This is a genomic window from Phenylobacterium sp. NIBR 498073, from assembly GCF_027286305.1.
Lineage (GTDB): Bacteria > Pseudomonadota > Alphaproteobacteria > Caulobacterales > Caulobacteraceae > Phenylobacterium.
The window spans coordinates 1,527,368-1,540,564 of sequence record NZ_CP114599.1 but is presented as its reverse complement, the minus strand read 5'-3'; the positions used below and the strand labels follow the sequence as shown (position 1 = coordinate 1,540,564).

At 68.1% G+C, this 13,197-nt stretch carries 14 protein-coding genes; 10 read left to right on the top strand and 4 right to left on the bottom strand.

The annotated features are described in order from the left end of the window. Positions 1 to 270: 270 nt before the first annotated feature. Entirely contained in the window at positions 271 to 969 is a 699-nt protein-coding gene (locus O4N75_RS07795) for a peptidoglycan DD-metalloendopeptidase family protein (protein ID WP_269628787.1), read from the top strand. Positions 970 to 1,026: 57 nt separating this feature from the next. Here the strand turns inward: O4N75_RS07795 and ilvC are convergent, their stop codons facing one another. Beyond that, positions 1,027 to 2,046, bottom strand: a complete 1,020-nt coding sequence (ilvC, locus tag O4N75_RS07790) for a ketol-acid reductoisomerase (RefSeq protein WP_267233578.1) — start codon at positions 2,044 to 2,046, stop codon at positions 1,027 to 1,029. A 205-nt stretch (positions 2,047 to 2,251) separates the two neighbouring features. Here ilvC and O4N75_RS07785 point away from each other — a divergent pair, with 205 nt between their 5' ends. Beyond that, entirely contained in the window at positions 2,252 to 2,806 is a 555-nt protein-coding gene (locus O4N75_RS07785; protein WP_269628786.1) for a DUF924 family protein, read from the top strand. Positions 2,807 to 2,866: 60 nt separating this feature from the next. Here the strand turns inward: O4N75_RS07785 and O4N75_RS07780 are convergent, their stop codons facing one another. After that, positions 2,867 to 3,166, bottom strand: coding sequence for a hypothetical protein (locus O4N75_RS07780; protein ID WP_269628785.1), 300 nt, complete (start codon positions 3,164 to 3,166; stop codon positions 2,867 to 2,869). Positions 3,167 to 3,340: 174 nt separating this feature from the next. On the opposite strand from O4N75_RS07780, the gene O4N75_RS07775 reads away from it, so the two are divergent. The 6 genes from O4N75_RS07775 (at position 3,341) to O4N75_RS07750 (ending at position 8,206) form a co-directional block, all read left to right on the top strand. Further along, a complete protein-coding gene (locus O4N75_RS07775; protein ID WP_269628784.1) occupies positions 3,341 to 4,177 on the top strand; it encodes a thymidylate synthase in 837 nt (278 codons plus the stop codon). A 100-nt stretch (positions 4,178 to 4,277) separates the two neighbouring features. Continuing rightward, positions 4,278 to 4,517, top strand: a complete 240-nt coding sequence (locus O4N75_RS07770; RefSeq protein WP_269628783.1) for a hypothetical protein — start codon at positions 4,278 to 4,280, stop codon at positions 4,515 to 4,517. Positions 4,518 to 4,635: 118 nt separating this feature from the next. After that, positions 4,636 to 5,319 (top strand): response regulator transcription factor, encoded by a 684-nt coding sequence (locus tag O4N75_RS07765; RefSeq protein ID WP_269628782.1) that lies wholly within the window; start codon positions 4,636 to 4,638, stop codon positions 5,317 to 5,319. Beyond that, positions 5,316 to 6,716, top strand: coding sequence for a HAMP domain-containing sensor histidine kinase (locus O4N75_RS07760; RefSeq protein WP_269628781.1), 1,401 nt, complete (start codon positions 5,316 to 5,318; stop codon positions 6,714 to 6,716). The genes O4N75_RS07765 and O4N75_RS07760 overlap by 4 nt, the downstream gene beginning before the upstream one ends. Further along, on the top strand, positions 6,713 to 7,231 hold the full coding sequence (locus tag O4N75_RS07755; RefSeq protein ID WP_269628780.1) for a dihydrofolate reductase: 519 nt from the start codon (positions 6,713 to 6,715) through the stop codon (positions 7,229 to 7,231). The genes O4N75_RS07760 and O4N75_RS07755 overlap by 4 nt, the downstream gene beginning before the upstream one ends. Before the next feature lie 63 nt (positions 7,232 to 7,294). Then, positions 7,295 to 8,206, top strand: coding sequence for an SMP-30/gluconolactonase/LRE family protein (locus O4N75_RS07750; RefSeq protein WP_269628779.1), 912 nt, complete (start codon positions 7,295 to 7,297; stop codon positions 8,204 to 8,206). Positions 8,207 to 8,352: 146 nt separating this feature from the next. On the opposite strand, the gene O4N75_RS07745 is transcribed toward O4N75_RS07750, so the two are convergent. Beyond that, positions 8,353 to 9,453, bottom strand: a complete 1,101-nt coding sequence (locus tag O4N75_RS07745) for an NADH:flavin oxidoreductase (protein WP_269628778.1) — start codon at positions 9,451 to 9,453, stop codon at positions 8,353 to 8,355. A 167-nt stretch (positions 9,454 to 9,620) separates the two neighbouring features. Between O4N75_RS07745 and O4N75_RS07740 the strand changes: the two genes are divergently transcribed. Beyond that, positions 9,621 to 10,898, top strand: a complete 1,278-nt coding sequence (locus tag O4N75_RS07740) for a cytochrome P450 (RefSeq protein WP_269628777.1) — start codon at positions 9,621 to 9,623, stop codon at positions 10,896 to 10,898. A 109-nt stretch (positions 10,899 to 11,007) separates the two neighbouring features. Then, positions 11,008 to 11,910 (top strand): hypothetical protein, encoded by a 903-nt coding sequence (locus O4N75_RS07735; protein ID WP_269628776.1) that lies wholly within the window; start codon positions 11,008 to 11,010, stop codon positions 11,908 to 11,910. Here the strand turns inward: O4N75_RS07735 and O4N75_RS07730 are convergent. Beyond that, complete coding sequence (locus tag O4N75_RS07730) at positions 11,907 to 13,178, bottom strand: porin (RefSeq protein WP_269628775.1); 1,272 nt, start codon at positions 13,176 to 13,178, stop codon at positions 11,907 to 11,909. The genes O4N75_RS07735 and O4N75_RS07730 overlap by 4 nt on opposite strands. Between the last annotated feature and the right edge of the window lie 19 nt (positions 13,179 to 13,197).

Genomic DNA, 13,197 nt, shown 5'->3' with positions numbered 1-13,197 from the left:
CAACGCTCGAACGGGTCAGATCGAAGCGGACGCTCCGCCCACTCCCTCGCGCCGACATCGGGGCGATACTGCGAACAACTCGCGGCCCTTCTGTAACACATCTCAGGGGCGCGTCGCCCAGCCTCACGCAACCGTGACCTTGCGGAAATAGACCAGCGACACCCGGTCACATGCTGCAGCCCGGCGCGAGTCTCCATATGGACCGCCAGGGGCGAAGCTAGGCCCAGCGTCCCGCGCCGATCAGCCGCCGGAAGAGGAAACAACAGACGCATGCTCCGCGCCACGACGACGCCTGCCGCCGACAAGTTCCAGATCTGGATGACGCAGACCTGGCTGACCCTGGGCGCCGCCGTCCTCGCCGCAGGCTTCCTCCAGGCCGGCGCCCATGCCGCCGCCCGCGCCAATTTCACCAGCGCCCATGGGACCAAGCCGCTGGCCCTGGCGCTTGAGCCCGTCGCCCCGCCGGCGAACGGCGAGAAGGTTCTGGCGTGGCAGGGCAAGGACGTCGACGGCGACGGCGCGGCCGACTTCGTCAATCCGACCGGCCAGGCCCCGCGCACCCACGACGCCTACGGCTTCGGGGCGTTCGGCGCCTCCCGCGACGGCGGCGCGCGCCAGCACGAGGGCGTCGACTTCATCGCCCAGGCCGGCCAGCCGGTCGCCGCGCCGATTTCCGGCTACGTCACCAAGGTCGGCATGGCCTACGCCGACGACAAGCACCTGAAGTTCGTCGAGATCACCAATCCGGCGATCAGCTACGTGGCGCGGGTGTTCTACATCGACCCCAGCGTCGCCGAGGGCGACGTGGTCCGCCTGGGCCAGGACATCGGCGCGGCCCACGGCCTGCAGGCCCGCTATCCGGGCGGCATGACCGACCACGTCCATCTGGAACTGATGGGCCCCGACCGTCAGCGGATGGACGCCACCGCGGTCCTTACCGAGCGCTACGTCACCCGCTTCGGCGCCTAAAGCAAAAGGCCCGGGCTTGCACCCGGGCCTTCCGATGTTCCGCTGCGTTCAGCGCCCTTAGTTGCGGGCGGTGTCGACCAGCTTGTTCTTGGTGATCCACGGCATCATGGCGCGCAGGCGCTGGCCGACGTCTTCGATCTGATGCTCGGAAGCCCGGCGACGGGTCGCCTTCAGGCTCGGCTGGCCGGCCTCGTTCTCCAGCATGAAGTCGCGAACGAAGCGGCCCGACTGGATGTCTTCCAGCACGCGCTTCATCTCGGCCTTGGTCTCCGGGGTGACCATGCGCGGGCCGGTGACGTACTCGCCGTACTCGGCCGTGTTAGAGATCGAGTAGTTCATGTTCGAGATGCCGCCTTCGTAGATCAGGTCCACGATCAGCTTCACCTCGTGCAGGCACTCGAAGTAGGCCATTTCGGGCGCGTAGCCCGCCTCGACCAGGGTCTCGAAGCCGGCGCGGATCAGTTCCACCAGGCCGCCGCAGAGCACGGCCTGTTCGCCGAACAGATCGGTCTCGCACTCTTCACGGAAGGTCGTCTCGATCACGCCCGAGCGGCCGCCGCCGATAGCCGAGGCGTAGGCCAGGCCGAGGTCGAGAGCGTTGCCCGTGGCGTTGTGGTGGATGGCGATCAGGCACGGCACGCCGCCGCCCTTCTGGTACTCGCCGCGCACGGTGTGACCCGGGCCCTTCGGCGCGACCATCAGCACGTCGATGGTGTCCTTGGGCTCGATCAGGTTGAAGTGCACGTTCAGGCCGTGCGCGAACAGCAGCGCCGCGCCGTCCTTGATGTTCGGGGCGATTTCGTTGGCGTAGATGCCGCGCTGCAGTTCGTCGGGCGCCAGCACCATGATGGCGTCGGCCCAGGCCGAGGCGTCAGCGACGGTCATCACCTTCAGGCCGTCGGCTTCCACCTTCTTGGCGGTGGCCGAACCCGGACGCAGGGCTACCACGACGTCCTTGACGCCGGAGTCCTTAAGGTTGAGCGCGTGGGCGCGACCTTGGCTGCCATAGCCTACGATCGCGATCTTCTTGTCCAGGATGCGGGCGAGGTCGGCGTCGCGGTCATAGTAGACGCGCATGATCATTCTCCTGAAGTCGAAGGTAGCCACGGTTCCGCGCAACGGCGCCGCAGCAAAGGCCGGGCTATGGAGGGGAATTTTGCGCGCAGGTCAAGGGAAGCTCGCTGCGATGCGGCGTTTCGCCGGAAAAACTGAATGCGCACGCATGCCCTTGAACCGAAACCGCCGCTGTCGGACATAGACTATCCAGACTGGAGGGCGATGAATGGCGGCGACACCCAAGGACGTGGTCGGCTTCTGGACGGCGGCCGGCCCCCAGAAGTGGTTCGCCAAGAGCACCAAGTTCGACCAGGCGATCGCGCTCCGCTTCGAACCCGTGCACCATGCCGCCGCCCGCGGCGAGTACGACGGCTGGATGGCCTCGGCCGAGGGGTCGCTGGCGCTGCTGCTCCTGCTCGACCAGTTCCCGCGCAATCTCTACCGCGGCTCGGGCCACGCCTTCGCCACCGACCCCAAGGCGCGCCACGTCGCCCGCAACGCCCTCGCCTCAGGCCACGACCGCGCGACCGAGGCGGGCCTGCGGCAGTTTTTCTACCTGCCCTTCGAGCATTCGGAGGATCTCGCCGACCAGGACGAGGCGGTGCGCCTGTTCACCCGCCTGAAGGACGACGCCGGCGATGCGGAATCGCTGCGCTGGGCCGACCTGCACCGCGAGATCATCGTCCGGTTCGGCCGCTTCCCCCACCGCAACGCCTGCCTCGGGCGGGTCAGCACCACCGAGGAGCTGGCGTTCCTGAGCGACGGCGGCTTCGCGGGCTAGGACATTTTCCGCCGAAGCGGGCGCCGGTTCGGCGAGGAAAATGCTCCAAATCCAAGGAGCCTAGGGCCCGACGCCCGGAGCGATCGCGGAGTTGGCCTGAATGTCGGACACCGCCTTGCGGGCCTCGTCGCGGCGGGCCTTGGCCTGCGTCGAGGTCATGCAGACCTTCTTGGAGAACCGGCTGCCGGTCTCCATCTCGTATTTGCAGACGAGCTTTTCTTCCTTGGCCTTGTCCGGGGCCGCGGCGGGCGCGGGGGCTGGAGCCGCAGGCGTCGCGGCCGCCTGCGGGGGCGGCGACGGGGTTTCGGGAGCGGCGCCGGAAGCGGCCAGCACCGCGGCGAAGGCGAGCGAAGCGAACATCGAGCAGGTCCTGAAGCCGGCGCGCCGGGCGACAGCGCAACCATGGGGTTTCTCTAGACAATCTGCGATATCTGGGTTTTGCCGTCCAGCTGTGGACGAACTCCCCTTTGGGGCGTTCACGCCGAGACCGAATCATCACCGAATCACGTTCCGAACAGCCAGCGGTCCCGCCTGATGAACGCCCACGTCGCCATCGCCGAAGCTGCCGCCGATCATCCCGAGCGGCAGTACCTCGACCTGCTCCAGGACATCCTGGATAACGGCGTCCAGCGCGGCGACCGCACCGGCACCGGCACGCTCGGCGTCTTCGGCCGCCAGATGCGCTTCGACCTGGCCAAGGGCTTCCCGCTGCTGACCACAAAGAAGCTGCACCGCAAGTCGATCATCCTGGAACTGCTCTGGTTCCTGCGCGGCGACACCAACGTGAAGTGGCTGCAGGAGCGCGGCGTCAGCATCTGGGACGAATGGGCGGACGAAAGCGGCGAACTCGGCCCCGTCTATGGCAAGCAGTGGCGCTCGTGGACCGCGCCGGACGGCCGGGTGATCGACCAGATCGCAAATGTCGTCGAGGGGCTGAAGACCATGCCCAACTCGCGCCGCCACATCGTCTCGGCCTGGAACCCGGCCGACGTCGACGACATGGCGCTGCCGCCCTGCCACTGCCTGTTCCAGTTCTTCGTGGCTGACGGAAAGCTCTCCTGCCAGCTCTACCAGCGCTCGGCCGACGTGTTTCTCGGCGTGCCGTTCAACATCGCCTCCTACGCCCTGCTGACCATGATGGTCGCCAAGGTGACCGGCCTGCAGCCCGGCGAGTTCGTGCATACCCTGGGCGATGCGCACCTCTACCTGAACCACCTCGACCAGGCCCGCGAGCAGCTCGCCCGCCAGCCTTTGCCGCTGCCGGTCATGGAGATCGCCGACAAGCGAGATCTCTTCGCCTTCGAGTTCGAGGACTTCAAGCTCCGCGGCTACAAGGCCCACGACAAGATCGAAGCCCCGATCGCGGTCTAACCTTACAAACTTGCGAGTTCGCCGACCGGGGGCTGAGGGCCCTGCGGTGTCTGCTCTCCTCGTCCGGAAGGATCCGGCCGACATTCTCTAGGAGAGCCTTATGCGCCATCTCATCGCCCCCGCCGCCATCGCCCTCAGCCTGATCGCAGGCTCGGCCGCGTTCGCCGCCACCCCGGCGCCCGCCCCCCCGCCCAAGACCGCCATGGCCGCCAAGCCGGCCCCGGCCGCCAAGCCGACTCCGGCCGCCAAGAAGGCCGAGTGCGAAAAGGCATGGAACAGCCAGAAGACGCACACCGGCGACAAGGCCGCCTTCGTGAAGGCCTGCGTCGCCAAGGGGTGATCCCCAGCTCCGCCAGTGTGCGTTGGTCGGGCGGCCGGTCTCCCGCGGCCGCCCGACCGTCTTGGAGCCCCGTCAAAACCGCGCCATCCTCGTCGCCGAGCAATTCGGAGCGCCGCCCATGAGCCGCCGCATCCTGCTGGTCGAGGACGACGCCGAAACGGCCGACTACATCCTCAAGGGCCTGCGCGAGGAAGGCTACACGGCCGAGCACGTCGCCGACGGCCGCGACGGCTTCTACGCCGCCAGCGGCGAGGGCTTCGACGCCATCGTCATGGACCGCATGGTCCCGGGCATGGACGGCCTGAGCGTCATCAAGGCCCTGCGGGCCGCCTCCATTTCCACGCCGATCATCATCCTCTCGGCGCTCAGCCACCTGGACGAGCGGGTGAAGGGCCTGCGGGCCGGCGGCGACGACTATCTGACCAAGCCCTTCGGCTATTCCGAGTTGTCGGCGCGACTCGAGAACCTCATGCGCCGCCGCTCCGGGGCGGAGGTCGAGACCAAGCTGGTCTGCGGCGACCTTTCGATCGACCTGCTGTCGCGTCGGGTCAGCCGCGAGGGGCGCACGCTCGATCTGCTGCCGCGCGAATTCAAGCTGCTGGAGTACCTGATGCGGCACAAGGATCGGGTCGTCACCCGCACCATGCTGCTCGAACAAGTCTGGGACTATCGGTTCGACCCGCACACCAGCGTCGTCGACACCCACATCAGCCGCCTGCGTAAGAAAATCGACGAGGGGTTCGCCCAGCCGCTGCTGCACACCCTGCGCGGGACGGGCTACCGCCTGTCGCAGGAGCCGTGAGGCCGCTCGGTTCGCGCCTGCGGCCAGGGGCGGTGTTTTTCGTCCTGCTGGCGGTGGCGCTCTCGGCCCTGGCGGTCGGCCTGCTGACGATCGACCGGGTCGGCGAAGCGATCATCGGCAAGCGCCAGCGCGAGGTCGCCGAGGCCGCGCGCGACTACTTCGTCGCCTTCGCCCACGAGGAAGGCCTGGCGCCGCTGGCCCGCGCGCTCGACCTGCGTGAGAAGACCGATCCGGGCGGCGCCTTCCGCTACGCGCTCTACGACGCGGACGGGCGGCTGCTCGGCGGCGCGCGCCTGGAGGCGGCCCAACAGCTGCCGGCCTCCGGCGCGGCCAAGCTGGACATCGTCGAGGACGGGCGCGGCTCGCCCTGGCGGGTGCTGGTCCAGCCGCTGTCGATGGGCGGCTCCCTGGTGGTCTATGAGGACATCGGCGAGCGCATCGCCTTCCGCCGCGCCCTGCTGGCCAGCGCCGCCGCGGCCCTGCTGGCGGCGATCGGCGCGGTGCTGCTGGCGGCGATCTGGTTCAACAGCCTGCTGCTGGCGCGCATGGAGACCCTGGCGGTCACCGCCGGCCGCATCGCCGACGGCGACCTCTCGGCCCGCACCGAGGTTCACCCCAAGGGCGACGTGTTCGACCGGCTCGGCCTCTCCATGAACGCCATGCTCGACCGCATCGAGGAGCTGATGACCGGCATGCGCACGGTCACCGACAGCCTCGCCCACGATCTGCGCTCGCCGCTGACCCGCATGCGCGCCGACCTCTCCCGCGCCCTGGAGCCGCAGATCGGCGAGGAAGACCGCCTCGACGCCATCGAGCAGGCTCACGGCGAGGCCGACCGCGCGCTCTCGACCCTCTCGGCGCTGATGGACATCGCCCGCGCCGAAGCCGGGCTCTCACGCGACATGATGGCCCCGCTCGACCTCGCCGCCCTGGTCGCCGAGGTCGGCGAACTGTTCGCCCCGGTGATCGAGGACGCCGGCCAGACCTTCGTCGCGCCGGAGCCGCGCGGCCCGTTGGTCGTCCAGGGCCATGAACTGATCCTGCGCCAGGCGGTCGGCAACCTGCTGCACAACGCCGCCCACCATGCCGGCGAGGGCGCGGTCGTCCGCCTGGCCCTCGAAGAGACGCCCGGCCTGATCCGCATCGTGGTCAGCGACAGCGGCCCCGGCATCGCGCAGGAGCACCGCGGCCGGGTGCGCGAGCGGTTCGTGCGGCTGGACACGGCCCGCTCGAAGCCGGGGGGCGGGCTGGGTCTGGCCATCGCGGCGGCCTGCGCCAAGCTGCATGGCGGGACCCTCGAGCTGGAGGACGCCCATCCCGGCCTGAGGGCGGTGATCGGCCTGGCCGACAATCGGCTGGGTCGCCCATCCCAGGACTCTGCTATGAGCGTGACATGAGCATCCCGATCCTCACCGCTGGCCCTCTCGCCCGCGACCGCAACGGCGTCATCGGCAAGGACGGCTCCCTGCCCTGGCGGCTTAAGACCGATCTCGCCAACTTCCGGGCGGTGACCATGGGCAAGCCGGTGATCATGGGCCGCAAGACCTGGGAGAGCCTGCCCAAGAAGCCGCTGCCCGGCCGCACCAACATCGTGCTCACCCGCGACGGCTCGTTCGAGGCCAAGGGCGCCGTGGTCTGCGACAACTTCAGCGAGGCCGTCTCGATCGCTCGCGAGCAGGCCGCCGAGGACGGCGTGGACGAATTCTGCGTCATCGGCGGAGCTTCGCTGTTCGAACTGGCCCTGACCCGCGCCCAGCGCATCTACCTGACCGAGGTCGACGCCGAGGTGACCGGCGACGTCACCCTCTCGCCGATCGACGAGAGCCGCTGGACCGAAGTCAGCAGCACCTCTCATCCCGCCGGCGAAGGCGACGAACACGCGTTTAAAATTCGGGTGTTGGAACGGCGCTGATCGGTCATAGTCGCGGCCTCAACGCCACCGCTGCGAGTGGCGAGCCAAGGAGGGACCGCGACCATGGACATGCAGCTTGTCGCCGAGGGCTTCGAATTCCCCGAAGGCCCGATCGCCATGAACGACGGCTCGGTGATCCTCACCGAGATCAAGGCCCAGCGCCTCACCCGCGTCTATCCGGACGGGCGCAAGGAGACGGTCGTCGAGACCGGCGGCGGCCCGAACGGCGCGGCCATCGGCCCGGACGGGGCGATCTACATCACCAATAACGGCGGCTCGTTCACCTGGCCCCAGCAGGACGGCCTGACCATCCCGGGCCCGACCCCCGACACCCACAAGGGCGGCTACATCCAGCGCTTCGACCTCGCCACCGGCGAGCTGAAGACGCTCTACGACGCTTGCGACGGGCGCCCCTTTGTCGGCCCCAACGACCTGGTGTTCGACAAGCAGGGCGGTTTCTGGTTCTCCGACCACGGCGCCAGCACGCCCGATGGCCGCCGCTTCGGCGCGCTCTACTACGCCAAGATCGACGGCAGCCATGTCAGCCGCCAGCGCGACCACCTGATCGCCCCGAACGGCGTAGGCCTGTCTCCGGACGAGAAGACTGTCTATCTCGCCGACACTCAGCTCGGGCGCCTTTGGGCCTTCGACATCGTCGAGCCGGGCGTGCTGGCCCCGCCGGCCGGCTTCGCGCCCGGCCGTTCGGTCTGCAACCTGCCCGGCGTGCAGTTCCTCGACAGCCTGGCGGTCGAGGCCTCCGGCAAGGTCTGCGTGGCGACCATCCTCAATGGCGGGATCACCGCGTTCGACCCGAACGGAACAGTCGAGCACTATCCGGTGCCCGACTTCATCACCACCAACATCTGCTTCGGCGGCCCTGACATGAAGACGGCCTGGATCACCGCCTCCTCGACCGGCAAGCTCTACAAGACCACCTGGCCGCGTCCCGGCCTGAAGCTGAACTTCAACGCCTAAGGATCAAATGCTCCCCCGCTGGGGGAGCCGTCAGCCGAACGGCTGACTGAGGGGGACTTTGATAATCTTGAGCTAAGAGCAGTCCCCCTCCGTCTCGGCGCGATGCGCCGACCACCTCCCCCAACAGGGGAGAATCTACCGGTCCCCTAGTACAGCGTCGCCAGAGCCTCGCGCTCGAAGCTCTTGAGCTCGCCCGTGCGGCCCTCGCGGATCTTCACGACCCACTCCGGATCCTGCAGCAGCGCGCGGCCCACGCCGACCAGGTCGAAGTCGCCGCGGTCCAGCCGGCGCTCAAGCTCCTCCAGCGACGCCGGCTTGGAGCCCTCGCCCGCAAAGGCGGCGATGAACTCGCCCGACAGCCCCACCGAGCCGACGGTGATCGTCGGCACGCCGGTGAGCTTCTTGGCCCAGCCGGCGAAGTTCAGGTCCAAGCCCTCGAACTCCGGCTCCCAGAACCGGCGCTGCGAGCAGTGCAGGATGTCGGCGCCCGCATCGACCAGCGCGCCAAGCCAGGCTTCCAGCGCCGCCGGGTTTTGGGCCAGCTTCACGTCGTAGTCCTGCTGCTTCCACTGGCTGATGCGGATGATCACCGGATAGTCCGGCCCCACCGCCTTGCGCACGGCCTTCAGGATGTCGGCGGCGAAGCGCGCCCGTCCCGGCAGGTCCTTGGCGCCATAGGCGTCCTCGCGCTGGTTGGTGCCCTCCCAGAAGAACTGGTCGATCAGGTAGCCGTGCGCCCCGTGCAGCTCGATCGCCTCGAAGCCCAGCGCCTTGGCGGCCGCGGCGGCCTCGGCGAAGGCGCGAATCGCGTCGGCGACCTCTTCGTCGGTCATCGGCGCGCCGAATTCCTTGCCGGGGCGCGACAGGCCGGACGGGCTGTCATAGGGGCCGGGCGGGTTCCATTCCGGGTCGCGGGTCCGCACGTTGCCGACGTGCCAGAGCTGCGGCGCCATCACCCCGCCGACCGAATGAACTTCGTCGATCACGTGCTTCCAGGCGGCCAGCTCCTTGTCGCCATGGAATCGCGGAACGTTCTTGTCGTTAAGCGAGGCGGGCCGATCGACGCCCACGCCTTCCGAAACGATCAGCCCGACCTGGGCCGCGGCGCGTCGCTTGTAATATTGCGCCACCTCGTCGGTCGCCACGCCGCCGGGCGAAAATGAACGCGTCATGGGCGCCATGACGATACGGTTGGGAAGGCGCAGACCCTTGAATTCAAAGGGCTTAAAGAGGATGTCGGCCGACATGGTCGCTCCGGTTTCAAACAGGTGTTCGCGAACCCTGGATTTACGCACGACCGGTCGTTTTGTCAGTTCAGATTTTCTGTTGCACGCCAGCAACTTCCCCTGAAGCCATTCCGGCGCCATTGTCAGGTGAACAGCGGTCACTCAAGGCCGGACTCGGAGGAAATGTGATGAGCGACGGCGCCGTCGATCTTAAGTCTGAAGCTCGGGCCAAGGCCTACGCCCTGCCGCTCGATGAGTTCAATGTGGCCGACCCGGAGCTGTTCCGCTCCGAAACCATGTGGCCCTACTTCGAGCGCCTCCGGAAGGAGGATCCTGTCCACTACCACAAGGAAGGCCTGCACGACGACGGCCCCTACTGGTCGGTGACCAAGTACAACGACATCATGGCGATCGACACCAATCACGAGGTGTTCTCGTCCGAGCCGTCGATCACGATCTTCGATCAGAAGGAGGACTTCACCCTCCCGATGTTCATTGCGATGGACCCGCCCAAGCACGACGTCCAGCGCAAGACCGTCAGCCCGATCGTCTCGCCGGCCAACCTGCATGCGCTTGAGCCGCTGATCCGCGAGCGCATCCAGCGCACGCTCGACAGCCTGCCGATCGGCGAGGAGTTCGACTGGGTCGACAAGGTCTCGATCGAGCTGACCACCCAGATGCTGGCCACGCTGTTCGACTTCCCCTGGGAAGATCGCCGCAAGCTGACCCGCTGGTCGGACGTGGCCACCGCCGGCCCGGAGTCGGGCCTGTTCAGCTCCACCGATCCCGAGGTCGCCGAGCAAGAACGCAAGATGGAGCTGTTCGAGTGCGTGGACTACTTCACGCGGCTCTGGAACGAACGGGTCAATGAACCGCCGAAGGGCGATCTGATCTCGATGCTCGCCCATGGAGAGGCCACGCGGAACATGGACCGCATGGAGTATCTCGGGAACCTGATCCTGCTGATCGTCGGCGGCAACGACACCACCCGCAACACCATGACCGGCTCGGTTCTGGCCCTGCACCAGAACCCCGACCAGAAGAAGAAGCTCTACGACAACCCGTCGCTGATCCCGTCGATGGTGTCGGAGACCATCCGCTGGCAGACCCCTCTGGCCCACATGCGCCGCACCCTGACCCGGGACTTCGAGTTCCAGGGCAAGCAGATGAAAAAGGGCGAGAAGGTCATCATGTGGTACGTCTCGGGCAACCGCGACGACGAGGTGATCGACAATCCGAACGCCTACATCATCGACCGCGAGCGGCCCCGCAACCACATGTCGTTCGGCTTCGGCATCCATCGCTGCGTGGGCAACCGCCTGGCCGAGTTGCAGCTCAAGATCCTCTGGGAAGAGATCCTTCAGCGCTTCCCGTCGATCGACGTGGTCGAGGAGCCCAAGCGCGTCCTCTCGTCCTTCGTGAAGGGCTACGAGGTGATGAAGGTGGTCATCCCGTCGCGGTACTGATCGCGCCAAGGGCGGCCTACGTCGAAGCGTAGGCCGCCTTCGTAGCGGGGCCGTTGAGAGCTGCCCCGCCCCCGCATAGCGGCGACCGGTCAATCACCGGAAGCTGTTTATGCGCCTACTGATCGCCGCCCTCGCTATCCTCGCCGCCACGTCCGCCCGAGCGCAGGACGTTCCGATCGTCCCGGCCGGCGCCGGCGGCCGTTTCGAGCGCCAGATCGACGCCAAGACACGCTCCGACGGCTTCGGCCCAGGCGAGGTCGCGGCGTTTCGCCGAGCCATTTCGCCGATCATCGAGCAGCTTGCGGCCATGCCGGCCGTCAACGCGCCGCCCGCCCCGGTCTGTCACCGGCTCAAGTCGTGGATCGAGCTGATCAATCCCCATGGGGTCATGGGGGCCGAAATCGCGGTCATGGCCCCGATCAGCTTTGGGGACGGGCGCTGCAGCCGGATGACCGGCGGCGGGATCATCCTGAAGGTCAACATGCCCGGCGCCGGGCTTGACCCGAGCCGCGCCAATGTTCGGCGCGACGAGCGCGACGGCGACTGGTACGTGCTGGCCTTCAAACCGGCCCGCAATCCTCGGCTGGTCGAGTACGAATTGAACGGCGACGACTACGCGATCATCACCCATGGGCGCGCGCCCGCCTTCCGACCGGTCAGCATGGAGCGCTATCTGCGGGAGAAGATCGAGCAGGCCCGCCGCGACGGTGCGGACATCGTCGTGCGCGAGACCGAGACGGCGCTCGCCGCCCTCAGCCCCGCCCGCCGTCTCCAGCCAGCCTGCATGGTCTCCGGATATGAACTGTCGGCTAACCCCGCCTGCCCGCCCGAGCGGACCCTGGTCGAGTTCAATCCAGCCTATTTCGACCGCAGCCGGCCGACCGACGTTCAGTTGCTGATCCTGGGCACGCCCGTCCACCGCTACCATGGCGAGGACGACGCCAAGCTGGCCTCGCGCACGCAGATGTGGAAGGCGATCGACCGTGCCGCACTCGCCGCCCGGGTCCGTTAGAACGCGATCTGCAGCCGGCCCGCCAGGCTGTCGCCGTCGTCGACCCCGGCGTACTTGCCAGCCCGATGCGTGACTTCCCAGTGGCTGAGATTGACCATCAGCCGCAGCCAATCCTCCAGCCGCCAGTTGACCCCGACCTCGGCCTCCTGGCCCTTGCCGCCCAGCGGCGCGTCGGTGTTGTCGACGCTCTGGTAGCGCACCGCCACCTCCCAGGCGCCGGGTCCGCCCTTCGAGACCGGCGCGCGCGGCGCAATCTTCACAAAGGTCCCGCCCCGGCTGGAATAGGCCGAGTTCTCGCCGGTGATCATCCAGCCGGCGGTCCAGGCGGTCGCATCGGCGGTCACGTGGTCGGTGCGCGTGTCGATCACCCGCCGGCCGGCCTCGACGAACCCCCAGACCGGACCGCGCGCCGCGCCCAGCTCCACCCCGTACCCGGCCCCGTAGACCGGATCGGCCAAGGCGCCGAGCGGGACCTGGACCTCCTTGTTGAGGTGACCGGCCCAGGCGGTGTTGCGCGAGTGGCTGTCCATCCCGGGCGGGAAGTCCTCGTAGAAGCCCCAGGCCCCCAGGTGCACGACGCCGGCCGCCGACTTCACCGGGTTCCAGTGCGTCCGCGCCAGATAGGTGGTCACGTCCTTGGCGACCCCCAGATTGCCCGGATCGTCGCCCGCCACCTGGGCCGTCACATGCCAGTCGGGGCCGTAGACCTTGGCGATGCCGCCCCAGCCGTAGAACCCCTTCAGCGGAATGACCAACAGCGCCACCGCGTTGCGCTCCAGGAACGGCGTCCCGTCCGAGCTGCTCGATCCGTCCAGCCCGCGCTCGCTCAGGCGGTTGCCCAGCACCAGTTCGACGTCCTTGCCCGCCCAGCGGTCGCGCCAGGCCAGGTAGGTCCCGCGCAGGATCGCCTTGTCGCCGGCGAAATCGCCCTCGGCGGTGTAGAACAGGTGCTCGCCGACCATGCCTTCGACGCCGAACCGCAGCGCCCGGATTTCGTCGCCGACGACGTTGCGGGCGGCGAAGGCCGACCCGTCGGTCGTCGAGGCGTCCAGCAGCAGCCGCCCCTTCGGCCGCAGGCTGAAACCGCCGTCGGCGGTCACGAACTGGCGTCCGTCCCAATGGAAGTCCACGTCCGAGGCGGCGGCCGGCGCAGCGCCGGCGGCGAGCGCCCCCGCGCAGGCCAAGGCTGACAACTTGAAAATAACGACGCCCCCCAGCGGCCTGCCCGACTCTGAGCTGCGCCGCAGCCGGCGTACCTGCTCGTCCATAAGACGCAGCCGATCAAGG